This is a genomic window from Photorhabdus stackebrandtii (assembly GCF_011189495.1).
Classification (GTDB): Bacteria; Pseudomonadota; Gammaproteobacteria; order Enterobacterales; family Enterobacteriaceae; genus Photorhabdus; species Photorhabdus khanii.
Map to the genome: position 1 here is coordinate 61809 of NZ_PUJV01000001.1, position 21250 is coordinate 83058.

21 protein-coding genes and 2 tRNA genes are annotated in these 21250 nt (G+C 44.3%); 18 read left to right on the forward strand and 5 right to left on the reverse strand.

The genetic code is table 11. The features are described 5' to 3' along the window. Window positions 1–28: 28 nt before the first annotated feature. On the forward strand, window positions 29–1399 hold the full coding sequence (gene mpl / locus C5470_RS00290; RefSeq protein WP_166285366.1) for a UDP-N-acetylmuramate:L-alanyl-gamma-D-glutamyl-meso-diaminopimelate ligase: 1371 nt from the start codon (window positions 29–31) through the stop codon (window positions 1397–1399). A gap of 45 nt (window positions 1400–1444) precedes the next feature. On the opposite strand, the gene argR is transcribed toward mpl, so the two are convergent. Further along, window positions 1445–1915: a transcriptional regulator ArgR gene (gene argR, locus C5470_RS00295; protein ID WP_021323292.1), complete on the reverse strand. Its 471-nt coding sequence runs from the start codon at window positions 1913–1915 to the stop codon at window positions 1445–1447. 453 nt (window positions 1916–2368) lie between these two features. On the opposite strand from argR, the gene mdh reads away from it, so the two are divergent. Next, window positions 2369–3307 (forward strand): malate dehydrogenase, encoded by a 939-nt coding sequence (mdh, locus tag C5470_RS00300; protein ID WP_166285084.1) that lies wholly within the window; start codon window positions 2369–2371, stop codon window positions 3305–3307. 102 nt (window positions 3308–3409) lie between these two features. Here the strand turns inward: mdh and C5470_RS00305 are convergent, their stop codons facing one another. After that, a complete protein-coding gene (locus tag C5470_RS00305) occupies window positions 3410–3676 on the reverse strand; it encodes a helix-turn-helix domain-containing protein (RefSeq protein ID WP_036770439.1) in 267 nt (88 codons plus the stop codon). A gap of 185 nt (window positions 3677–3861) precedes the next feature. On the opposite strand from C5470_RS00305, the gene C5470_RS00310 reads away from it, so the two are divergent. Further along, entirely contained in the window at window positions 3862–4209 is a 348-nt protein-coding gene (locus C5470_RS00310; protein WP_166285085.1) for a DNA-binding protein, read from the forward strand. A gap of 76 nt (window positions 4210–4285) precedes the next feature. Then, window positions 4286–4660, forward strand: coding sequence for a DNA-binding protein (locus C5470_RS00315; RefSeq protein ID WP_166285086.1), 375 nt, complete (start codon window positions 4286–4288; stop codon window positions 4658–4660). A 22-nt stretch (window positions 4661–4682) separates the two neighbouring features. Here the strand turns inward: C5470_RS00315 and ispB are convergent, their stop codons facing one another. Further along, a complete protein-coding gene (ispB, locus tag C5470_RS00320; RefSeq protein WP_166285087.1) occupies window positions 4683–5654 on the reverse strand; it encodes an octaprenyl diphosphate synthase in 972 nt (323 codons plus the stop codon). A gap of 250 nt (window positions 5655–5904) precedes the next feature. On the opposite strand from ispB, the gene rplU reads away from it, so the two are divergent. The 3 genes from rplU (at window position 5905) to cgtA (ending at window position 7793) form a co-directional block, all read left to right on the forward strand. After that, a complete protein-coding gene (gene rplU, locus C5470_RS00325) occupies window positions 5905–6213 on the forward strand; it encodes a 50S ribosomal protein L21 (protein WP_015836119.1) in 309 nt (102 codons plus the stop codon). Between the two features lie 19 nt (window positions 6214–6232). Further along, window positions 6233–6490: a 50S ribosomal protein L27 gene (gene rpmA / locus C5470_RS00330; RefSeq protein WP_015836118.1), complete on the forward strand. Its 258-nt coding sequence runs from the start codon at window positions 6233–6235 to the stop codon at window positions 6488–6490. Window positions 6491–6617: 127 nt separating this feature from the next. Next, on the forward strand, window positions 6618–7793 hold the full coding sequence (cgtA, locus tag C5470_RS00335; protein ID WP_166285088.1) for an Obg family GTPase CgtA: 1176 nt from the start codon (window positions 6618–6620) through the stop codon (window positions 7791–7793). A gap of 57 nt (window positions 7794–7850) precedes the next feature. Here cgtA and dacB read toward each other — a convergent pair whose 3' ends face one another. Next, window positions 7851–9299, reverse strand: coding sequence for a serine-type D-Ala-D-Ala carboxypeptidase (gene dacB / locus C5470_RS00340; RefSeq protein ID WP_166285089.1), 1449 nt, complete (start codon window positions 9297–9299; stop codon window positions 7851–7853). Between the two features lie 260 nt (window positions 9300–9559). Here dacB and greA point away from each other — a divergent pair, with 260 nt between their 5' ends. Continuing rightward, window positions 9560–10036 (forward strand): transcription elongation factor GreA, encoded by a 477-nt coding sequence (greA, locus tag C5470_RS00345; RefSeq protein WP_166285090.1) that lies wholly within the window; start codon window positions 9560–9562, stop codon window positions 10034–10036. A gap of 136 nt (window positions 10037–10172) precedes the next feature. On the opposite strand, the gene yhbY is transcribed toward greA, so the two are convergent. Continuing rightward, window positions 10173–10466, reverse strand: coding sequence for a ribosome assembly RNA-binding protein YhbY (gene yhbY, locus C5470_RS00350; RefSeq protein WP_166285091.1), 294 nt, complete (start codon window positions 10464–10466; stop codon window positions 10173–10175). A gap of 137 nt (window positions 10467–10603) precedes the next feature. On the opposite strand from yhbY, the gene rlmE reads away from it, so the two are divergent. From rlmE to infB, 10 genes are all read left to right on the forward strand, one after another. Further along, a complete protein-coding gene (gene rlmE / locus C5470_RS00355) occupies window positions 10604–11233 on the forward strand; it encodes a 23S rRNA (uridine(2552)-2'-O)-methyltransferase RlmE (RefSeq protein WP_015836112.1) in 630 nt (209 codons plus the stop codon). A 57-nt stretch (window positions 11234–11290) separates the two neighbouring features. Continuing rightward, on the forward strand, window positions 11291–13234 hold the full coding sequence (gene ftsH / locus C5470_RS00360) for an ATP-dependent zinc metalloprotease FtsH (protein WP_242687776.1): 1944 nt from the start codon (window positions 11291–11293) through the stop codon (window positions 13232–13234). 76 nt (window positions 13235–13310) lie between these two features. After that, on the forward strand, window positions 13311–14159 hold the full coding sequence (gene folP, locus C5470_RS00365; protein WP_166285093.1) for a dihydropteroate synthase: 849 nt from the start codon (window positions 13311–13313) through the stop codon (window positions 14157–14159). Then, complete coding sequence (glmM, locus tag C5470_RS00370; protein ID WP_166285094.1) at window positions 14152–15489, forward strand: phosphoglucosamine mutase; 1338 nt, start codon at window positions 14152–14154, stop codon at window positions 15487–15489. Before folP ends, glmM begins: the two co-directional genes overlap by 8 nt. Before the next feature lie 175 nt (window positions 15490–15664). Then, window positions 15665–16003, forward strand: coding sequence for a preprotein translocase subunit SecG (secG, locus tag C5470_RS00375; protein ID WP_166285095.1), 339 nt, complete (start codon window positions 15665–15667; stop codon window positions 16001–16003). Window positions 16004–16060: 57 nt separating this feature from the next. Next, window positions 16061–16149: transfer RNA gene (locus C5470_RS00380), tRNA-Leu, on the forward strand. Between the two features lie 60 nt (window positions 16150–16209). Beyond that, window positions 16210–16286: transfer RNA gene (locus C5470_RS00385), tRNA-Met, on the forward strand. A gap of 211 nt (window positions 16287–16497) precedes the next feature. Beyond that, window positions 16498–16950, forward strand: a complete 453-nt coding sequence (gene rimP / locus C5470_RS00390; RefSeq protein ID WP_166285097.1) for a ribosome maturation factor RimP — start codon at window positions 16498–16500, stop codon at window positions 16948–16950. Between the two features lie 21 nt (window positions 16951–16971). Further along, window positions 16972–18480: a transcription termination factor NusA gene (nusA, locus tag C5470_RS00395; RefSeq protein WP_036844076.1), complete on the forward strand. Its 1509-nt coding sequence runs from the start codon at window positions 16972–16974 to the stop codon at window positions 18478–18480. Between the two features lie 24 nt (window positions 18481–18504). After that, window positions 18505–21219, forward strand: coding sequence for a translation initiation factor IF-2 (infB, locus tag C5470_RS00400; protein ID WP_166285099.1), 2715 nt, complete (start codon window positions 18505–18507; stop codon window positions 21217–21219). Window positions 21220–21250 lie beyond the last annotated feature (31 nt).

Consider the following 21250-nt stretch of genomic DNA (forward strand, 5'->3'; position numbering starts at 1 on the left):
TAACTTCATGCTATGGAATGGGAAATCAATGCGTATTCATATTCTTGGTATCTGCGGTACTTTTATGGGTGGACTGGCAATTTTGGCACGTTCTCTCGGCCATGAGGTAACCGGCTCAGATACCAATGTTTATCCACCAATGAGTACCTTACTAGAAAAACATGGGATTAGCCTGATTCAGGGATATGACCCGGCACAATTGGATCCTGTGCCAGATATGGTCATCATCGGTAATGTTATGAGCCGTGGAAATCCTTGTGTAGAAGCCGTGCTGGAGCGCGGGCTTCCTTATACCTCTGGCCCTCAATGGCTACATGATTATGTCTTGCCGGAGCGTTGGGTTTTGGCGGTTGCAGGGACGCATGGCAAAACAACAACAGCCGGCATGTTGGCTTGGATTCTGGAAATTTGTGGCTATAAACCGGGTTTCTTGATCGGTGGTGTTCCTGGGAATTTTGCAACATCAGCTCAGATCGGAGAAAGCCCATTTTTCGTGATAGAAGCCGATGAATATGACAGTGCTTTCTTTGATAAACGATCTAAGTTTGTGCATTACAGCCCACGTACGCTGATCATGAATAATCTGGAATTTGATCATGGAGACATTTTCGGCGATCTGGCTGCTATTCAGAGACAGTTTCATCATCTTGTCAGGATCATTCCGGCTAGTGGCAAGATTTTTGTGCCAGATAACGATATTAATCTGAAACATGTCTTATCTATGGGTTGCTGGAGTGAATTGGAATTGGTGGGTGAAACTGGTCGCTGGCAGGCAAAAAAGATAAGTACAGACAGCAGTGATTATCGGGTGTTTTATGGTGGTGAAATTGTTGGAGAAGTGAATTGGTCACTGGTTGGTGAACATAATATGCGTAATGGGTTGATTGCGATTGCAGCTGCACATCATGTTGGTGTCCAGCCAGCCGATGCCTGTCGTGCTTTGCGCGATTTTATTAATGCCCGTCGTCGCCTTGAACTACGTGGTGAGGAGAATGGCATCACCGTTTATGATGATTTTGCGCATCACCCGACAGCAATTTTGGCAACACTGGAAGCTCTGCGTAGTAAGGTTGGTGGAACTGCTCGTATTATTACAGTGTTAGAACCGCGTTCAAATACCATGAGAATGGGTGTAAGTAAGAATGAGATTGCGCCAGCGCTGGGGCGTGCTGATGAAGTGTTCTTATTTCAGCCAGCTAATATTAAATGGCATGTATCAGAAATTGCAGATCGCTGTGTTCAGCCGGCGTATTGGAGTGCTGACATTGATTCGCTGGTGCATATGATTGTTGATAAGGCACAGAGAGGCGATCATATTTTGGTTATGAGTAATGGCGGGTTTAGTGGTATTCATGAGAAACTCCTATCTGAACTGAATAAAAAAACTTATCAACCCTAAGGGTGGCGGCAGGAAAATGAATCGCGCCAGCATGGCGCGATTCATTTAAAGTTCTTGTTCGAACAATTCAAGAATTTTTTCACGTAGCTGTTCTGCTGTGAAACCTCTGGCAAGTGTGATGAAAATAGTATCGTCACCCGCGATACTGCCAAGTATACCTTCTGCTTTACCAAGGGAATCCAACAGACGAGCAATAAGCTGAGCAGCACCAGGGCTTGTGCGAATTACAACAATTGAATGGTTGTGATCAACATCCAGTACCAAATTTTTTAGCGGGCTAGTGGCAGTAGGGACGCCAAGCTCAGCAGGAAGGCAGTAGACCATTTCCATTTTGGCATTACGGGTGCGAACAGCACCAAATTTAGTCAGCATTCTGGAGACTTTGGATTGATTAATATTCTCAAAACCTTCTTCCAGCAAGGCAGTGACGATTTCTCCTTGAGAGCTAAATTTTTCTTCTTTCAATAATGCTTTGAAAGCTTTTACTAACTCTTCCTGTTTAGAGGGAGTACGCATATTTCACCATATTCAATCAGCTATGAAGATTATATTATGCATATAAATGAATTTTTATGCAATAAAAATGATTTTATAACCATTTTGAAAGCATGAATTAGGCTTATGCTATATAGAAAGTCACAAAATATGAATATGAGAATTTGCTTTTTGGGACTGGTTATCAGGTAAATATATTGTTAATCAAATGATGTTGTTTGGTATTGTCGTTGGGTGTAAGGTATTTAGCAGATTATTTCATAAAATCATAAGGTAATTATCAAAATAGTGCCCATTATCTCATTAACAGATAAGCATTTTGCCTAGAATATGGCGATTTTTATGTCCCACGGTTAGAGCGTAAGTCCACAATTTGGCTGTTAACAGATTGTTTTCAAGAACGTAGTAATCTATGGTTTATAACCAGATGAATTCATAGCATTTTAAAGTATAAACGATTTAAGGAGTATCAGGATGAAAGTTGCAGTTCTCGGTGCAGCCGGTGGTATTGGTCAGGCTCTTGCTCTTCTACTAAAAACCCAGCTTCCTTCAGGTTCAGAACTCTCTTTATATGATATCGCTCCAGTGACACCTGGGGTGGCTGCTGATTTGAGCCATATTCCAACGGATGTGAGAATTAAGGGCTTTGCTGGTGAAGATGCAACGCCAGCGTTGGAAGGAGCGGACGTTGTATTGATTTCTGCTGGTGTTGCCCGTAAACCAGGTATGGATCGTTCAGATCTGTTTAATGTTAACGCCGGTATCGTTCGTAACCTGGTAGAACAAGTGGCTAAAACGTGTCCGAAGGCACTGATTGGGATTATTACTAACCCAGTCAACACAACTGTAGCTATTGCGGCTGAAGTGCTGAGAAAAGCGGGTGTATATGATAAAAACCGCCTATTTGGTGTAACAACCCTGGATATTATCCGCTCCAATACTTTTGTTGCTGAATTGAAAGGTAAAAAACCTCAGGAAATCGAAGTACCGGTTATCGGTGGTCACTCTGGTGTGACTATTCTGCCTCTGTTGTCCCAAATCCCTGGTGTGAGCTTTACTGATGAAGAATTGGCAGCTTTAACTCAACGTATTCAGAATGCAGGTACTGAGGTTGTTGAAGCTAAGGCTGGTGGTGGATCTGCAACTCTGTCTATGGGACAAGCTGCGGCTCGTCTGGGTCTTTCTTTGGTCTGTGGCTTACAAGGCGAAAGCAATGTTGTGGAATGTGCCTATGTTGAAGGTGATGGCAAATATGCGCGTTTCTTCGCTCAGCCGGTTCGTTTGGGTAAAAATGGCGTAGAAGAGCGTCTGGAAATTGGCAAATTGAGTGATTTTGAACAAAAAGCACTGGAAGGCATGCTGGACGTATTGAGAAAAGATATAGAATTAGGTGAAAAATTCATTAATAACTAATTAATATATTTTATAAATATAAAATATATGCCTATGAAACAATAAAAACCGCTGGTACAACGAATTACCGGCGGTTTTTATTTAACGAATATAATTCGTTAGCTAATTATTTGTTTGTTCGCGTATTTTCCTTTCTAATAATTCTCCGGTATTTGGATCAAAATAACGACTTGGCCAAATCTCTGAAGGGTGTATCTCCAGATAATTCGCAATTATCCATTCTCCTTTTGGCCATGGGCGGGACAGTGCATTAGCGAGTGTAGATGAGCTCAGTCCCGCTTTGCGTGATACTTCAGCTAAGGTTGTTCCCCGCTTGCGTAAAGCTGCAATTATGTCTGCAGGATGCCAATCAGATTTCCTTGAAATCATTTTTAATCCTTTTTTTATTAAATTTGATGCTATGTTAGTGGTATAAATAACAGGTCTGCATGAGAGCAATAACGAACTGAAACCTGTTATTGAGAAATAAAATAGCATTATTTTTCTAAAAATATTTCCAAATTTTTTCTTAAAAACTTCTTTTTTGAACTTGGTTACAAAAATAGAGAAACGTGATGAAAAAAGAGTGGTTTTCGGCCAAGGAATTGATCGGCGTGGGTGAGTTACCTGGATCACCACAAGGAGTTAATGCCAGAGCAAAACGCGAGGAGTGGTTATGTCAGAAAAGGCAAGGAGTACAAGGCAAAGCAGTCGAATATCACTATTCCTGTTTTCCAGAGACGACCATTGCAGCACTGGAGCTTCATGAATCATCTTCTGAGTATCAGGTGCAAAAGCAAGATCCTTTATCGATTTGGGTTGGAGCTTTCCACCAGTTGTCAGAATCTGAGAAACAGGCTGTGACAGCCATGATTTTACGAGATGGTATCAGAAGTTTTTTGGAAAAACTTTCTGTTATTTAACTTTTTTTTGGAAATTAAAAATGCCAGTTAACTTGGCTTCTTCTTCATTATCCCGGTGCAAAGTGAGAAGAAAAGTATGAAAAAAGAATGGTACTCAGCTAAAGAGCTGGTTGGTATTGCCGGACTTCCTTCTTCGCCGCAGGGAATAAATCTGATGGCAAGGCGGGAAGGATGGGAATATAGACGTAAACTGGGTGTTCAGGGCAAGGCTCTTGAATATCATATAAATAGTTTGCCTGAGGATGTACTCAATATGTTATCCGTAGGGGAAAACACAGTTGATTACGCAAACAAACGGCAGGACCCATTCTTAATCTGGGTTGAAGCTTACTATCAACTGACTAAAGTTGAGCGGGAAAAAATTGTGAAATTCATTCTTCGGGAAGGGTTGGCAAAACTTATTAGCTATATTGATGTTGAAGACGTAGAGCAAAACCTGGAGGCAGATTAACCCCAGGTTTTGCTGCTATCAATTAAGAGAGGCGTTGTACGGCGATATGCGCTAACCCCACAAGTGCTTGCTTGTATGGGGAGTTTCCCAGTACCTGTAAAGCAGCAATGGCTTTATCAGCTTCTTCTTCTGCTCGCTTACGGGTATATTCCAGCGAACCGCACTGTTTCATTGTTGTCAGTACGGTTTCGAGTAAATGGCGGCCATTACCTTTTTCAATTGCTTCACGAATAAGTGCTGATTGTTCCGGATTACCATGATTCATTGCGTGCAGCAATGGTAATGTTGGTTTACCTTCATTGAGGTCATCACCGGTGTTTTTGCCTAGTGTGTTACTATCAGCATCATAGTCCAGTAAATCATCAATTAGCTGGAATGCAGTGCCTAAATAACGTCCGTAATCTTGTAAAGCAGCTTCTTGTTCCGGTGTTGCGTTGGAAAGGATCGCAGAGGAGTGTGCGGCAACTTCAAACAGCCGCGCTGTTTTACTGTAAATCACGTGCATATAATCGTCTTCAGTGATATCTGGGTCATTGCAGTTCATTAACTGTAAAACCTCGCCTTCAGCGATAATATTGGTTGCTTCTGACATCAGTTTAAGAACCCGCATAGAGTTAAGAGTTGTCATCATCTGAAACGAGCGTGTATATATAAAATCGCCAACCAGTACACTGGCCGCGTTACCAAAAGTGGCATTGGCTGTGGCTTTGCCACGTCGCATATCCGATTCATCCACAACATCATCATGTAACAAGGTCGCTGTGTGGATAAATTCAATTAAAGCAGCGACAGTAATATGCTTATCACCCTGACAACCTAATGCTCTGCCAGCGAGAATGGCAATGATTGGGCGGATGCGCTTTCCACCGCTACTGATTATGTAGTAACCCAGTTGATTTATAAGAGTAACATCAGAATTCAACTGGCTAAGAATGGCTTCATTTACCGCTGCCATATCATCAGCGGTTAGCTTGATAATAGATTCTAGATTCATGTTTTTTCGGCTATGGGTTCTAATGCAGAGCAATGTTCATATTAACATTATAATAGTTATCGCTGTGTCTTGATTGTACTCGAAAAACAGTTCAAATAAATGACAATTCAGAAACTGTGTTTTTTTATCATCTGCTCTAATTCTGCTCTTGTCTTCTTAGGCTTTTTTGCGTAGAATTCGCGCCCTATTATGAATATTTATAGCGCGCTCTGGAATGATATTTAGGGGGCGTGCGGAAAGCGGAGTTTATATGTACGCGGTTTTCCAAAGTGGTGGTAAACAACACCGAGTCAGCGAAGGTCAAACAATTCGCTTGGAAAAGCTGGACATCGCAACAGGTGAAACTGTTGAGTTTGACCAGGTTCTGATGGTCGCTAATGGTGATGACATCAAAATCGGCGCTCCTGTAGTCGAAGGTGTTAAAGTCAAAGCTGAAGTGGTTGCCCATGGTCGTGGCGAGAAAATTAAAATCGTTAAGTTTCGTCGTCGTAAACACAGCCGTAAGCAGCAAGGCCACCGTCAGTGGTTCACTGATGTTAAAATCACTGGCATCGCTTAAGATTTAGGAGAGCAGATTAATGGCACACAAAAAGGCTGGCGGCTCAACTCGTAATGGCCGCGATTCTGAAAGCAAACGTCTGGGTGTAAAACGTTTTGGTGGCGAGTCTGTATTAGCAGGCAGCATCATTGTTCGTCAACGTGGCACTAAATTCCATGCTGGCAGTAACGTTGGTTGTGGTCGTGACCACACCCTGTTCGCATTAGCTGACGGGAAAGTGAAGTTCGAAGTTAAGGGCCCGAAAAACCGCAAATTTATCAGCATTGAAGCTGAATAAGTTTTTCGAGTTATAAACCGAATCAGAAGCCCTGCAATGCGTTGCGGGGCTTTTTATTATTCTGAATACGCCATCTCTGGGTAAAACAGCCGTCCAGCACTATAGTGGCTATCATACGGAGAAAAATATGAAATTTGTAGATGAAGCCAGAATACTGGTTGTTGCGGGGGATGGTGGCAATGGTTGTGTCAGCTTCCGTCGTGAAAAATATATTCCGAAAGGTGGGCCAGACGGTGGTGACGGTGGGGATGGTGGGGATGTTTATCTGCTGGCAGATGAAAATCTCAACACACTGATTGACTATCGTTTTGAAAAGTCTTTCCGGGCGGAACGTGGGCAAAATGGTCAGAGCCGTGATTGTACAGGCAAGCGTGGTCAGGATACTACGATTAAAGTGCCTGTTGGTACGCGTGTCCGTGATGTGGCAACCGGTGAAATTCTGGGCGACATGACTCGTCATGAACAGCGTCTGATGGTAGCGAAAGGTGGATTTCATGGACTGGGTAATACCCGCTTTAAATCTTCTGTTAACCGGGCTCCTCGTCAAAAAACAATGGGGACTTCAGGTGAAACCCGCGAATTGATGCTGGAACTGATGTTGTTGGCAGATGTTGGTATGCTGGGGATGCCAAATGCAGGGAAATCTACATTTATCCGTGCTGTTTCTGCTGCTAAACCAAAAGTTGCAGATTATCCATTCACAACTCTGGTACCCAGCTTGGGTGTTGTAAGGATGGATAACGAGCAGAGTTTCGTGGTCGCTGATATTCCGGGTCTTATTGAAGGTGCTTCCGACGGTGCTGGCTTGGGTATTCGTTTCTTGAAACATTTGGAACGTTGCCGGGTGCTGTTGCATTTAATTGATATTTGTCCTGTTGATGAATCAGATCCTGTCGAAAATGCCCGGATTATTGTCAATGAGCTACAGCAATACAGCGAAAAATTGGCAGAAAAACCACGCTGGTTAGTATTCAATAAAGTTGATCTGTTAGAGCCAGAAGAAGTTAAACAGCGCGTGCAAGCTATCGTTGATGAATTAGGTTGGGAAGGTGATTTTTACATGATCTCAGCGATAAATCGTCTGGGTGTTAAAGAGCTTTGTTGGGATATTATGGAGTTTATGAAAACCAAACCTCGTAATATGAGTACAACAGGAGATGAAGTTCAGCCTGAAAAAGTTGAATTCATGTGGGATGATTACCATAAAGAGCAACTGGAACAGGTTTCGGAAGCAGACGATGACTGGGATGACGATTGGGACGAAGATGACGATGAAGGCGTTGAGGTTATTTATAAACGCTGATTCTCCTGATCTTTCATTAATAGCTAAGGGCGCCACCTATTTGTGGCGCCAATTTTATTAGTTGTGTTGGTATAAATCTTTATACAATCTGCTTTCGAACCGCATCAAAGGAACCCGGCGGTTGCGATGATCTTTTGGCGGTACAGCATAAGCAGAAATAAATTGCACGAAGGCAACTCGCTGACCGCTGACAGTAGTTATAAAGCCAGCCAAATTATACACTCCTTGCAGGGCACCGGTTTTAGCTGAAACTTTTCCGTTTACTCCTGCTTCATCTAATCCTCCCCGGTATCTTAGAGTACCGTCATGACCTGCTAATGGCAGCATGGAAATGAAATCTAATTCTTGATCATGTTGAGCAATAAACTGTAATACTTCCATCATGGTTGCTGGGGTAATCAGATTATGGCGGGATAATCCTGAGCCATCTACCATCACGGTATTTCCCAGATCGATACCTGCTTTTTGTTTCAATACTTGCCGTACCGCATCAGAGCCTGAACGCCAGGTTCCTGGTATATCAAAGTGCTGTCGGCCTATTGTCCTGAATACGGTATCTGCGATCATATTGTCAGATTTTTTCAGCATTACTTTCAGCAGATCATGTAATGGTACTGATTGATTCTGAGCCAGAACTTTACCCGGTTCAGTTGGTAAGCTTTGGCGTTTGAGGTTACCTGTGATCTCAATTCCAGCAAGTTGCAGTTCGTTTTTTAGAATTGCCCCCGCATAGCTGGTTCCGTTCTGAATAGCGAAAGCCAGTGGTAATGGTTCGCTGCGTTGAGTAAGACATCCGGTAAGTGTAAAACGATTGAGTTCTCCAGGTACGACATCTAATTCACAGTACTGGCTTTCAGGAGAACCTTTTGCCAATGTTTTAACTTCACTAAACATATTCACTGGATAAAAGGATGCGACACGGATGAACGCAGTATCACCGGGACGTGTTGCGCTATACAATGAAACGGAAAAACAGTTTCTATCTACGATTGCGGCAGCAGGTGGCGCACTAAAACATTGGGTCATGTCATTCCATACCCAACCGGGAGCTTTATCGTGGCTGGCAAAAGCAGAAACATCAATTAAAAGATCCCCGTCAATTTTTTTCACACCAGATTGGTTTAAAACTGTAACCATATTGCGAAGTTGTTGACGGCTCAGCGTTGGATCTCCGACAAAACGAGCGATCAAATTCCCTTTTAAAATACCGTTTGAAATTTTGCCATGACTTTCCAATGTGGTAATAAAGCGATAGTCTTTTCCCAGTTGTAACAATGCTGCAAGCGCTGTGACAATTTTCAGAGTACTTGCTGGCAGAGCCATTTGCTGCCCGTGATAATCAATTACCGGGGTACTGGCGCCAACTTTCTGAGCGATTAACGCAAGATTAGTGCCATCAGGCAGATATTGCGTATATTCCTCAACAGGTGTGGCATTTGCGTTGGGGGTAGCCAAATACAGACAGGTAACGCAAACTAATTTGCTGGCAATTTTAAAGAAGGACATAAATTTCGCATATGGATGTGGACATACCACAATACTAAGGCGCAACGTAGGGGAAAGTAAACGATGACCCATCATCAAGTCTACGTTAGAATGATATATTAATATGTAGAATATGATAGTGAACTCTGGGTGGCCCGGTGGTTCACATTATTGTTTATTGTCTGGAAGCCCGCCCGACAAGGCGTGCTCATTGTGCTGTTATCTGAAAACATCAGGATGATGCTTGTTTTTTGCTCAGGAAAGATTTAGAGGATTAATAAATGAAACAGATTCCAATGACGGTACGTGGCGCGGATAAGTTGCGCGAAGAGTTAGATTATTTAAAGAACGTACGCCGTCCAAAAATTATCTCAGACATTGCTGAAGCGCGTGAACATGGTGATCTGAAAGAAAACGCTGAATATCATGCAGCTCGTGAACAGCAAGGTTTCTGCGAAGGCCGTATTCAGGAAATCGAAGCTAAGCTTTCTAATGCACAAGTGATTGATGTCACAAAAATGCCTAAGACTGGGCGCGTTATTTTTGGCGCTACAGTTACAGCTTTGAATTTAAATACGGATGAAGAGCAGACTTACCGGATTGTGGGTGATGATGAAGCTGATATTAAAGAAAATTTAATCTCAGTGAATTCACCGATTGCTCGTGGTCTGATTGGTAAAGAAGCTGATGATGTTGTTATTATCAAAACACCAGGCGGTGAAGTTGAATATGAAATCCTGAAAGTTGAATATATTTAAACTTCCGAATCAGCCTGTTGCTACTGATTCCTATTAGGTAAAGTTACACAAAAATCGTAGAGAAGGTAAAAAAGGCCGGATATGGCCTTTTTTACCATAATCATGCGCATGGCATTTTTATATAAATGTGGTTTGATTATTTAGGTAAAATAATTCTTCGTTCTTCCGATTGGCGGTAAAGAACCAGTATTTTTCCGATAATTTGCACATTATGTGCACCAGTTTCGCGGACAATTGCATCGGCGATCAAATTTTTGATTTCACGATCTTCGCCTGCGATTTTGACTTTGATAAGCTCATGGTGTGCCAGCGTTTGTTCAATTTCAGCCAACACACCCTCAGTCAGACCGTTGTTACCAATCATGACGACAGGTTTTAACGGATGAGCGAGACTTTTCAGGTGTTGCACTTGTTTTTTGTTAAGAGTCATTGTTTTTTTGCTTAGTTAGGATTGAAAACGGGACATTCTACCGCCATCTCATATCTATCACCATAAATAGTGTGTTGTGGTTTTGGTGTGCGGAGCAATAGATATCTGGCTCTTTATTAGTATAGTTGGAAAGGACAATGGCCAATAAAAAACGTTCGGCAAGCTCCAGCCGCTGGTTACAAGAACACTTTAGTGATAAATATGTTCTTCAGGCACAGAAAAAAGGGCTTCGCTCTCGCGCTTGGTTTAAACTTGATGAAATTCAACAAAGTGACAAAATTTTTAAGCCCGGCATGACCGTTGTCGATTTAGGCGCCGCCCCTGGTGGATGGTCTCAGTATGCAGTGAGTCAAATTAATGAGAATGGGCGGGTGATTGCCTGTGATCTTTTACCGATGGACCCAATTGTCGGAGTCGATTTCCTTCAGGGCGATTTTCGTGATGAACTTGTATTGAAAACATTGCTTGAGCGAGTTGGTGATAACAAAGTCCAGGTTGTCATGTCGGATATGGCACCCAATATGAGCGGAACACCTGCGGTCGATATTCCTCGATCCATGTATCTGGTTGAATTGGCGTTGGATATGTGTCGTGATGTGCTGGCCCCCGGGGGGAGTTTCATTGTCAAAGTGTTTCAGGGAGAGGGCTTTGATGAATACCTGAGGGAAATTCGCTCCCTGTTTACGAACGTGAAAATTCGTAAGCCAGACGCTTCGCGGGCACGATCGCGTGAAGTATACATTGTAGCGACAGGGCGGAAACTATAGTACCCTGAATGCTATTTGTTAACACAGTTGTAATATGAGGTTAATCCCTTGAGTGACATGGCGAAAAACCTGATTCTCTGGTTAGTTATCGCAGTTGTGCTGATGTCGTTATTCCAGAGTTTTGGTCCCAGCGATTCCAATAGTCGTAGGGTGGATTACTCTACCTTCATCAATGAGTTAGCCCAGGATCAGGTGCGCGAAGTTCGTATCACAGGTCGTGAAATTAATGTTAGTAAGAAAGATAACAGCAGATACACCACTTACCTACCAATACAGGATGAAAAACTACTTGATACGTTACTGAATAAGAACGTGAAAGTGGTTGGTGAACCGCCGGAAGAACCCAGCCTGCTGACTTCTATTTTCATTTCTTGGTTCCCGATGTTACTGCTTATCGGGGTCTGGATTTTCTTTATGCGTCAGATGCAGGGCGGTGGCGGCAAAGGGGCAATGTCTTTTGGTAAAAGCAAAGCCCGTATGCTGACAGAAGATCAGATTAAAACCACTTTTGCTGATGTTGCTGGTTGCGACGAAGCGAAAGAAGAAGTCGGTGAACTGGTGGAATATCTGCGTGAGCCAGGCCGCTTCCAGAAATTGGGTGGAAAAATCCCAAAAGGTATTCTGATGGTCGGGCCTCCAGGTACTGGTAAGACTTTGTTAGCAAAAGCAATTGCCGGTGAGGCAAAAGTGCCATTTTTTACTATTTCCGGCTCTGACTTTGTTGAAATGTTTGTTGGTGTTGGCGCATCCCGTGTTCGTGATATGTTCGAACAGGCGAAGAAAGCGGCACCTTGTATCATTTTTATTGATGAGATTGATGCAGTAGGCCGCCAGCGTGGTGCCGGTTTGGGTGGTGGTCACGATGAACGTGAGCAGACGTTGAACCAGATGCTGGTTGAGATGGATGGTTTTGAAGGTAACGAAGGTATTATTGTCATTGCCGCAACTAACCGCCCTGACGTACTTGATCCGGCGTTACTGCGCCCTGGGCGTTTTGACCGCCAGGTTGTTGTCGGTCTGCCAGACGTACGTGGTCGTGAGCAGATTCTGAAAGTTCATATGCGCCGGGTTCCTTTGGATACTGATGTTGATGCTTCTGTCATTGCGCGCGGTACTCCGGGCTTCTCTGGTGCTGATTTGGCGAATTTGGTGAATGAAGCTGCTTTGTTTGCTGCCCGTGGCAACAGACGGGTGGTTTCTATGGTTGAATTCGAAAAAGCGAAAGACAAAATCATGATGGGCGCGGAGCGCCGTTCCATGGTGATGACGGAAGAGCAAAAAGAATCAACTGCTTATCATGAAGCAGGCCATGCCATTATTGGTCGTTTGGTTCCTGAGCATGATCCTGTTCATAAAGTTACCATTATTCCTCGTGGTCGCGCTTTGGGGGTGACTTTCTTCCTGCCGGAAGGGGATCAGATCAGCGCTAGCCGGCAGAAACTGGAAAGCCAGATCTCAACTTTATACGGAGGCCGTCTGGCAGAAGAGATTATTTATGGTCCAGACAGTGTTTCTACTGGCGCATCTAACGATATCAAGGTTGCAACATCGATCGCCCGTAACATGGTAACGCAGTGGGGTTTCTCGGAAAAACTCGGCCCATTGCTCTATGCGGAGGAAGAAGGAGAAGTGTTCCTCGGGCGTTCAGTTGCGAAAGCTAAACATATGTCTGATGAAACTGCTCGTCTGATCGATCAGGAAGTTAAGGCAATTATCGACCATAACTATCAGCGTGCCCGTCATATCCTGATGGATAACCTTGATATTCTGCATTCGATGAAAGATGCATTGATGAAGTACGAAACTATTGATGCACCTCAGATCGATGATTTAATGAATCGTACGAATGTGCGCCCGCCGGCAGGATGGGAAAATGGTAACGGTAGCAACAATAACGGCCGACCAGCAAGCAATACGCCATCGCCACAGGCTGCAAAACCAACTGAAGATATCAATACGTCGGTACAAGATGGTGAACAATCAGGAAATAAAGATCTGTAATTGTTCCTTAGTCCGATAGATATATGCATTAAACCCCAGGCAAGTCCTGGGGTTTTGATATTAAAGGTAGACCAACATGAAACTCATAGCCAGAGATAATGCTCTCGATCTCTCCCGCCCGCAAGTGATGGGTATTTTGAATGTTACTCCCGATTCATTTTCTGATGGTGGTGCTCATAATACTTTGGATATGGCCTTACGACATGCTGAAAAGATGGTTCTTGAAGGAGCTGCAATCATTGATGTTGGTGGGGAATCTACCCGTCCGGGGGCTGATGAGGTCAGTGAGCAGGAAGAAGTAGATCGGGTTATTCCGGTTATTGAAGCTTTAGTTCAACGATTTAATATTTGGATTTCTGTTGATACCTCAAAAGCATTGGTTATGAGTGAATCGGCAAAAGCTGGTGCTCATTTGATTAACGATATTCGTTCATTGCAAGAGTCTGGTGCTTTGGAAAGTGCTGCTCAATCTGGCTTACCTGTTTGTTTGATGCATATGAAAGGCCAGCCGAGGACTATGCAGGATGCGCCACATTATGAAAATTTGTTGGGTGAAGTGAAACAATTTTTTACTGAGCAAATTGAACGTTGTATGGCGGCAGGGATAGCGAGAGATAAACTTATTCTTGATCCGGGCTTCGGTTTTGGCAAAGATTTGACGCATAATTATCAGTTACTGGCGCATTTAAACGAACTTCATCAATTTGGTTTGCCTGTGTTGGCAGGAATGTCACGTAAGTCCATGATAGGTCGACTGCTTTATGTCCCACCACAAGAAAGGGTTGCCGGTAGTGTGGCCTGCGCTGTTATTGCCGCTATGCAAGGAGCACAAATTATCCGGGTACATGACGTTAAAGAGACCGTTCAGGCAATGCGAATTGTTGAAGAAACATTTACAGTAAAGGAAGAAAAAAATTATGAGTAACCGCAAATACTTTGGTACTGATGGCATCCGTGGCAAAGTGGGCGATAGCCCAATCACGCCGGATTTTGTGTTAAAGCTCGGTTGGGCTGCGGGTAAGGTACTGGCCCGTCACGGTTCTCGTAAGATCATTATCGGTAAGGATACCCGCATTTCTGGCTATATGCTGGAGTCTTCTTTAGAAGCAGGTTTGGCAGCGGCTGGTTTGTCTGCTTCATTTACTGGTCCTATGCCAACACCAGCTGTTGCTTATCTGACTCGTACTTTCCGTGCTGAAGCTGGAATTGTTATTTCTGCTTCTCATAATCCTTATTATGATAATGGTATTAAATTCTTCTCTATTGACGGTAAGAAACTGCCGGATGATGTGGAAGAAGCGATTGAAGCTGAAATGGAAAAACCATTGACTTGCGTGGAATCCGCAGAGTTAGGACGTGCAAACCGTATTGTTGATGCAGCTGGTCGTTATATTGAATTCTGTAAAGGTACATTTCCAAACGAACAAAGTCTCAATGGATTAAAAATTGTTCTTGACTGTGCTAACGGTGCGACTTATCACATTGCTCCAAATGTACTCAGAGAGCTAGGAGCTAATGTTGTGACGATTGGCTGTGAGCCGAATGGGATTAATATCAACGAAAAATGTGGTGCTACCGATGTTCGGTTGTTGCAGCAACGTGTTGTAGAAGAGAAGGCAGATGTTGGCCTGGCATTCGATGGTGATGGTGACCGGGTGATTATGGTTGACCACTTTGGGCAGAAAGTTGATGGCGATCAGATCCTTTATATTATTGCCCGTGAAGCCTTGAGACAGGGGCAACTGCGTGGTGGTGTTGTGGGTACGTTGATGAGTAATATGGGATTAGAGTTGGCATTGAAGCAGCTTGGTATCCCATTCTTGCGTGCTAAGGTGGGTGACCGTTATGTGCTAGAAAAATTGCAGGAAGAAGGCTGGCGTTTAGGTGCTGAAAATTCCGGTCATGTTATCCTGCTTGATAAAACAACTACAGGTGATGGTATTGTTGCTGGCCTTCAGATTCTGAGTGCAATGGTACGTAACCATATGAGCTTGCATGATCTGTGCAGTGGTATGAAACTTTTGCCGCAGGTGCTGGTAAATGTTCGTTTTTCTGGTTCACACGATCCGCTTCAATCAGAAAATGTAATCAGTGTCACCAAATCTGTTGAAGCTGAATTAAATGGTCGTGGACGGGTACTGTTACGTAAGTCAGGCACTGAGCCATTGATTCGTGTCATGGTGGAAGGTGAAGATAATGTTCAGGTAACGGCTTTGGCGCATCGCATTGCTGATGCAGTGAAACACGCTGGTTAATTTGTTGTTTTTTTCCTCAAGTGATTCTGATTATTGAAATTAACCTTGCGTATCAGATGTTGTTTGGTTAGTATTCACACCCACTCAACAGGCGATTAATCTGTTTGGGTGGGTGATGCGGTATAAGGTAACCACGTAAATCGTGGTAAACCCCACGAGGATACAGGTACAACATATGTATGAAGCTCTTTTAGTTGTTTTCTTGCTGGTTGCTATCGGGCTGATTGCCTTGGTTATGCTACAGCAGGGTAAAGGTGCTGATATGGGTGCTTCCTTTGGTGCGGGTGCGTCTGCAACACTGTTTGGCTCATCGGGTTCTGGTAATTTTATGACCCGTATGACTGCGCTTTTTGCCACTCTGTTTTTTATTATTAGTTTGGTGCTTGGGAACATGACTAGTAGCCAAATGGGTATAGGCAGTAAGTGGGAGAATATTGGTGAACCGGCTAAAGTTGAGAAGTCTACAGAAATTCCGACAGTGCCAGTAGCACCGAATAGTGACATTCCGCAATAATCGTCACAAGAAAGAATTGAGATGAGGTTGTTGGTTAATGAATAGCCTCATATCTGTGCCGAGGTGGTGAAATTGGTAGACACGCTACCTTGAGGTGGTAGTGCCCACACTAGGGCTTACGGGTTCAAGTCCCGTCCTCGGTACCATTGAATTCAGATAGCTTGCGTTTTGGCAGTTATCAGCGTAATATTTGCCACGTTTTCGAACGCGGGATGGAGCAGCATGGTAGCTCGTCGGGCTCATAACCCGAAGGTCGTCGGTTCAAATCCGGCTCCCGCAACCACTTCTTAATAAGATGTACCTTTTTCGAATGAAATAATTCAGCAATATTTAACATATTGATCCTGATTTGAAAGGTGCGCGAAGTGAGTGGTTTAAGTCACTGGCAGCAAATAGGGTCCAGTTGCATAAAGCCCCGAATTTCGGGGTTTTTTGTTATTTGACAACAGAACTACTGGGCTAATGAGCCCTTTTTTTATGTCTTGGGGGTGGGTTTGTCCACATTAGAACAAAAATTAACAGCGATGATTTCAGTACCAGTTGAAGCTTTGGGTTTTGAATTAGTCGGCCTGGAGTTTATTCGTGCACGTGTTTCTACACTGCGGATCTATATTGATAGTGAGAATGGTATCACTGTTGATGATTGTGCTGATGTTAGCCACCAGGTCAGTGCGGTATTGGATGTCGAAGATCCTATCTCGGTACTTTATAACCTGGAAATTTCTTCACCAGGCCTAGAACGTCCATTGTTCACTGCTGAACATTACCAGCGTTTTATTGGTGAAGAAATCAGTCTGGTTTTACGTATGGCAATGCAAAACCGTCGGAAATGGCTGGGCATTATTAAAACTGTCGACGGCGAAATGATTACGGTTACGGTGGATGGAAAAGATGAAGTGTTCGCACTGAGCAACATCCAGAAAGCGAACCTGGTACCCCACTTTTAAAGTTCGGATGAGGCAACTAGGATGAATAAAGAAATTCTGGCTGTTGTGGAAGCGGTTTCTAATGAAAAATCCCTTCCACGCGAAAAAATCTTCGAGGCGCTGGAAACAGCACTGGCCACAGCCACCAAGAAAAAATATGAACAAGATATTGATGTCCGTGTCAGTATAGATCGTAAATCTGGCGATTTTGACACCTTTCGCCGTTGGTTAGTTGTTGAAGAAGTGACTCAGCCGACTCGTGAAATTACGTTGGAAGCGGCGAGATTCGAAGAGCCTGAAATTGATTTGGGTGGTTATACCGAAGATCAAATTGAATCAGTCACATTTGACCGGATTACAACGCAGACTGCTAAACAGGTTATCGTACAGAAAGTACGTGAAGCTGAACGCGCCATGGTTGTTGACCAGTTTCGCGAACAACAAGGTGAGATCATCACCAGTGTTGTTAAAAAAGTAAATCGTGAAAATATCACTCTTGATCTGGGCAATAATGCTGAAGCAGTTATCCTTCGCGAAGACATGTTACCGAGGGAAAATTTCCGCCCAGGTGACCGCGTGCGTGGTGTACTGTATGATGTCCGCCCTGAAGCACGAGGTGCGCAACTGTTTGTCAGCCGTTCCCGTCCGGAAATGCTGGTTGAACTGTTCCGTATTGAGGTTCCGGAAATTGGTGAGGAGCTTATCGAGATTAAAGCTGCTGCCCGTGATCCGGGGTCCCGCGCTAAAATCGCAGTAAAAACTAATGATAAGCGTATCGATCCGGTTGGTGCTTGTGTTGGTATGCGTGGCGCGCGAGTACAGGCCGTTTCCAGTGAACTGGGCGGTGAACGAATTGATATCGTATTGTGGGATGATAACCCAGCTCAATTCGTAATTAATGCTATGGCTCCGGCTGATGTTGCATCCATTGTTGTTGACGAAGACAAATGCACGATGGATGTTGCCGTTGAAAGCAACAACTTGGCTCAGGCTATCGGCCGTAATGGTCAAAATGTTCGTCTGGCTGCGCAGTTGCTGAAAAAACACCGTGGTGATGACAAATGGGAATTAAATGTCATGACTGCTGAGGAGCTGCAAGCAAAACATCAGGCGGAAGCTCACGCTTCTATTGATACATTCACTAAGCATCTCGATATTGATGAAGGGTTCGCTACTGTTCTGGTCGAAGAAGGTTTCTCAACTCTGGAAGAACTGGCTTATGTGCCAATTAAGGAGCTGCTGGAAATTGACGGCCTTGATGAGGAAACTATCGAAGTCCTGCGTGAACGTGCAAAAGCTGCTTTAACTACTTTGGAACTGGCTCAGAAAGAGAGTCTCAGTGATAAGCAACCAACTGAAGAGTTGTTAAATCTGACTGGTATGAACCGCACTCTGGCATTTGACCTGGCTGCCCGTGGCATCTGTACGCTGGAAGATCTTGCCGAGCAGGGTATCGACGACCTATCGGATATTGAAGGTTTGAGTGATGAGCAAGCAGGAGAGTTCATCATGGCGGCTCGCAATATCTGTTGGTTTGGTGATGATGCGTAATAAACTGTAGCAGGAAGGAACAGCATGACAGATGTAACCGTAAAATCACTGGCAGAAGAGATCCAGACTTCGGTTGATCGCCTGGTACAGCAATTTGCTGATGCAGGGATTAAAAAAACCGAAGCTGATTTTGTCTCCCAGAAAGAAAAAGAAGCTTTACTGGCGCATTTGAACCGTGAACAAGGCGGTTCAGCTGGTAAACCAGATAAATTAACATTACAGCGTAAAACACGTAGTACATTGAGTGTTTCAGGCACCGATGGAAAAAGCAAACCGGTAGCCGTCGAGGTCCGCAAAAAGCGCACATATGTAAACCGCGATGCCGTTGAACAGGTTAAAGCGGAAGAACAGGCGAAGCGTGAAGCGGAAGAGCAAGCACGGCGCGAAGCAGAAGAAAAAACGCAACGCGAAGCCGAAGCAGCAGCGAAGAAACTCGCTGAAGAGCAGGCTAAACGTGAGGCAGAAGAAATAGCCAAACGTGAGGCAGCTGAAAAAGCTAAGCGCCAGGCAGCGGAAAATGAAAAAGTGACCAATCAACATACCGAACATAAACAAAAACCAGCTCAAAATGAGAAAGCGCGTCGAGAAGCAGAAGCTGCTGATCTTAAGCGCAAAGCCGAAGAAGAAATGTGCCGTAAGGTAGAAGAGGAAGCTAAACGCGTTGCTGAAGAGGCTCGCCGTATGGCTGAGGAGAATCAGGATAAATGGTCAAATGATTCAGATTCCAGCGATAATAATGAAGATTATCATGTCACTACCTCTCGCCACGCCCGTGCTGCGGAAGACGAAAATGATGCTAAAGTTGAAGGTGATCGCCGTGCTCGTAGCCGCAGTGGTAAAACTACTCGTCAGAAGAAAAATAATAAACATTCTGAATCCAAAGCGGATCGTGAAGAAGCCCGTGCAGTTGGCCGTACAAAAGGTAAACAACGTAAAACCAGTACATTGCAACAGAGCTTCAATAAGCCTGTAGCCGCAGTTAACCGTGATGTTGTAATTGGTGAAACTATTACTGTTGCTGAGCTGGCTAATAAGATGGCGGTTAAAGGCTCCCAAGTCATTAAGGCCATGATGAAAATGGGGGCAATGGCAACCATCAACCAGGTGATTGATCAGGAAACTGCACAGCTGGTTGCTGAAGAAATGGGTCATAAAGTCATCCTGCGTCGTGAGAACGAACTGGAAGAAGCGCTGATGAGTGACCGCGATACCGGTGAAGCTGTAGCCGAATCTCGTGCGCCGGTTGTTACTATCATGGGTCACGTTGACCACGGTAAAACTTCTCTGCTGGATTACATTCGTTCTACTAAGGTGGCTTCTGGTGAGGCGGGTGGTATTACCCAGCATATCGGTGCTTACCATGTTGAAACTGAAAGTGGCATGATTACCTTCCTGGATACTCCAGGACACGCTGCATTTACTTCAATGCGTGCGCGTGGGGCGAAAGCTACTGACATCGTGGTTCTGGTTGTTGCTGCCGATGATGGCGTAATGCCCCAGACTATCGAAGCTATCCAGCACGCAAAAGCAGCGAATGTTCCTGTGGTTGTTGCAGTTAACAAAATCGATAAACCAGAAGCCGATCCGGATCGCGTGAAAACTGAGCTTTCTCAGCACGGCGTTCAGCCTGAAGAGTGGGGTGGTGAAACTCAGTTTATCAATGTGTCTGCTAAAGCTGGTATCGGAATTGATGAACTACTGGACGCAATCTTGCTACAGGCTGAAGTCCTTGAACTGAATGCTGTCTATTCTGGTATGGCAAGCGGCGTTGTTATCGAATCGTTCCTAGATAAAGGCCGTGGTCCGGTTGCGACAGTACTGGTTCAGGAAGGCACTTTGAACAAAGGCGATATCGTGCTTTGTGGTTTTGAATATGGGCGCGTTCGTGCGATGCGTGACGAATTGGGTCGTGAAGTGTTTTCCGCAGGCCCATCTATTCCAGTGGAAATTCTTGGCTTGTCCAACGTGCCGGCAGCGGGTGATGAAGCAACGGTTGTACGTGACGAGAAGAAAGCCCGTGAAGTGGCTCTGTATCGTCAGGGTAAATTCCGTGAAGTCAAACTGGCTCGTCAGCAGAAATCTAAACTGGAAAACATGTTTGCTAATATGGAAGAAGGTGAAGTTTCTGAACTGAATATCGTTCTGAAATCTGACGTTCAAGGGTCATGTGAAGCGATCCGCGAAGCATTGGAACAACTGTCTACCAATGAAGTGAAAGTGAAAATCATCGGCTCTGGGGTGGGTGGTATTACTGAAACTGACGCTACATTGGCTGCTGCTTCCAATGCAATTATTCTGGGTTTCAACGTCCGTGCCGATGCTTCTGCACGCCGTGTCGTTGAAAATGAAAGCCTGGATCTGCGTTATTACTCCGTTATCTATAGCCTGATTGATGAAGTTAAACAGGCAATGAGTGGTATGCTGGCACCTGAATATAAACAGCAGATCATGGGCCTTGCAGAAGTTCGTGATGTGTTTAAGTCACCGAAATTCGGTGCGATTGCAGGTTGTATGGTGACTGAAGGGACCATTAAGCGTAATAACCCAATCCGCGTACTGCGTGATAACGTGGTGATTTACGAAGGTGAACTGGAATCCCTGCGCCGCTTTAAAGATGACGTTAACGAAGTCCGTAACGGTATGGAATGTGGTATCGGTGTTAAGAACTACAACGACGTTCGTGTCGGAGATATGATCGAAGTGTTTGAAATTATTGAAATTAAACGTTCTATCGCTTAATTCCTACCGCTGGTTAATTTCATTGTTGGGG

Excerpts from the sequence above, each read along its gene's own strand:
- glmM (WP_166285094.1), top strand. The coding sequence starts at position 14,152 with ATGAGTAACCGCAAATACTTTGGTACTGATGGCATCCGTGGCAAAGTG.
- greA (WP_166285090.1), top strand. The coding sequence starts at position 9,560 with ATGAAACAGATTCCAATGACGGTACGTGGCGCGGATAAGTTGCGCGAA.
- rlmE (WP_015836112.1), top strand. The coding sequence starts at position 10,604 with ATGGCCAATAAAAAACGTTCGGCAAGCTCCAGCCGCTGGTTACAAGAA.
- secG (WP_166285095.1), top strand. The coding sequence starts at position 15,665 with ATGTATGAAGCTCTTTTAGTTGTTTTCTTGCTGGTTGCTATCGGGCTG.
- C5470_RS00310 (WP_166285085.1), top strand. The coding sequence starts at position 3,862 with ATGAAAAAAGAGTGGTTTTCGGCCAAGGAATTGATCGGCGTGGGTGAG.
- folP (WP_166285093.1), top strand. The coding sequence starts at position 13,311 with ATGAAACTCATAGCCAGAGATAATGCTCTCGATCTCTCCCGCCCGCAA.
- cgtA (WP_166285088.1), top strand. The coding sequence starts at position 6,618 with ATGAAATTTGTAGATGAAGCCAGAATACTGGTTGTTGCGGGGGATGGT.
- dacB (WP_166285089.1), bottom strand. The coding sequence starts at position 9,299 with ATGTCCTTCTTTAAAATTGCCAGCAAATTAGTTTGCGTTACCTGTCTG.
- mpl (WP_166285366.1), top strand. The coding sequence starts at position 29 with ATGCGTATTCATATTCTTGGTATCTGCGGTACTTTTATGGGTGGACTG.
- nusA (WP_036844076.1), top strand. The coding sequence starts at position 16,972 with ATGAATAAAGAAATTCTGGCTGTTGTGGAAGCGGTTTCTAATGAAAAA.
- infB (WP_166285099.1), top strand. The coding sequence starts at position 18,505 with ATGACAGATGTAACCGTAAAATCACTGGCAGAAGAGATCCAGACTTCG.
- C5470_RS00315 (WP_166285086.1), top strand. The coding sequence starts at position 4,286 with ATGAAAAAAGAATGGTACTCAGCTAAAGAGCTGGTTGGTATTGCCGGA.
- rplU (WP_015836119.1), top strand. The coding sequence starts at position 5,905 with ATGTACGCGGTTTTCCAAAGTGGTGGTAAACAACACCGAGTCAGCGAA.
- argR (WP_021323292.1), bottom strand. The coding sequence starts at position 1,915 with ATGCGTACTCCCTCTAAACAGGAAGAGTTAGTAAAAGCTTTCAAAGCA.
- yhbY (WP_166285091.1), bottom strand. The coding sequence starts at position 10,466 with ATGACTCTTAACAAAAAACAAGTGCAACACCTGAAAAGTCTCGCTCAT.
- mdh (WP_166285084.1), top strand. The coding sequence starts at position 2,369 with ATGAAAGTTGCAGTTCTCGGTGCAGCCGGTGGTATTGGTCAGGCTCTT.
- ftsH (WP_242687776.1), top strand. The coding sequence starts at position 11,291 with ATGGCGAAAAACCTGATTCTCTGGTTAGTTATCGCAGTTGTGCTGATG.
- ispB (WP_166285087.1), bottom strand. The coding sequence starts at position 5,654 with ATGAATCTAGAATCTATTATCAAGCTAACCGCTGATGATATGGCAGCG.
- C5470_RS00305 (WP_036770439.1), bottom strand. The coding sequence starts at position 3,676 with ATGATTTCAAGGAAATCTGATTGGCATCCTGCAGACATAATTGCAGCT.
- rpmA (WP_015836118.1), top strand. The coding sequence starts at position 6,233 with ATGGCACACAAAAAGGCTGGCGGCTCAACTCGTAATGGCCGCGATTCT.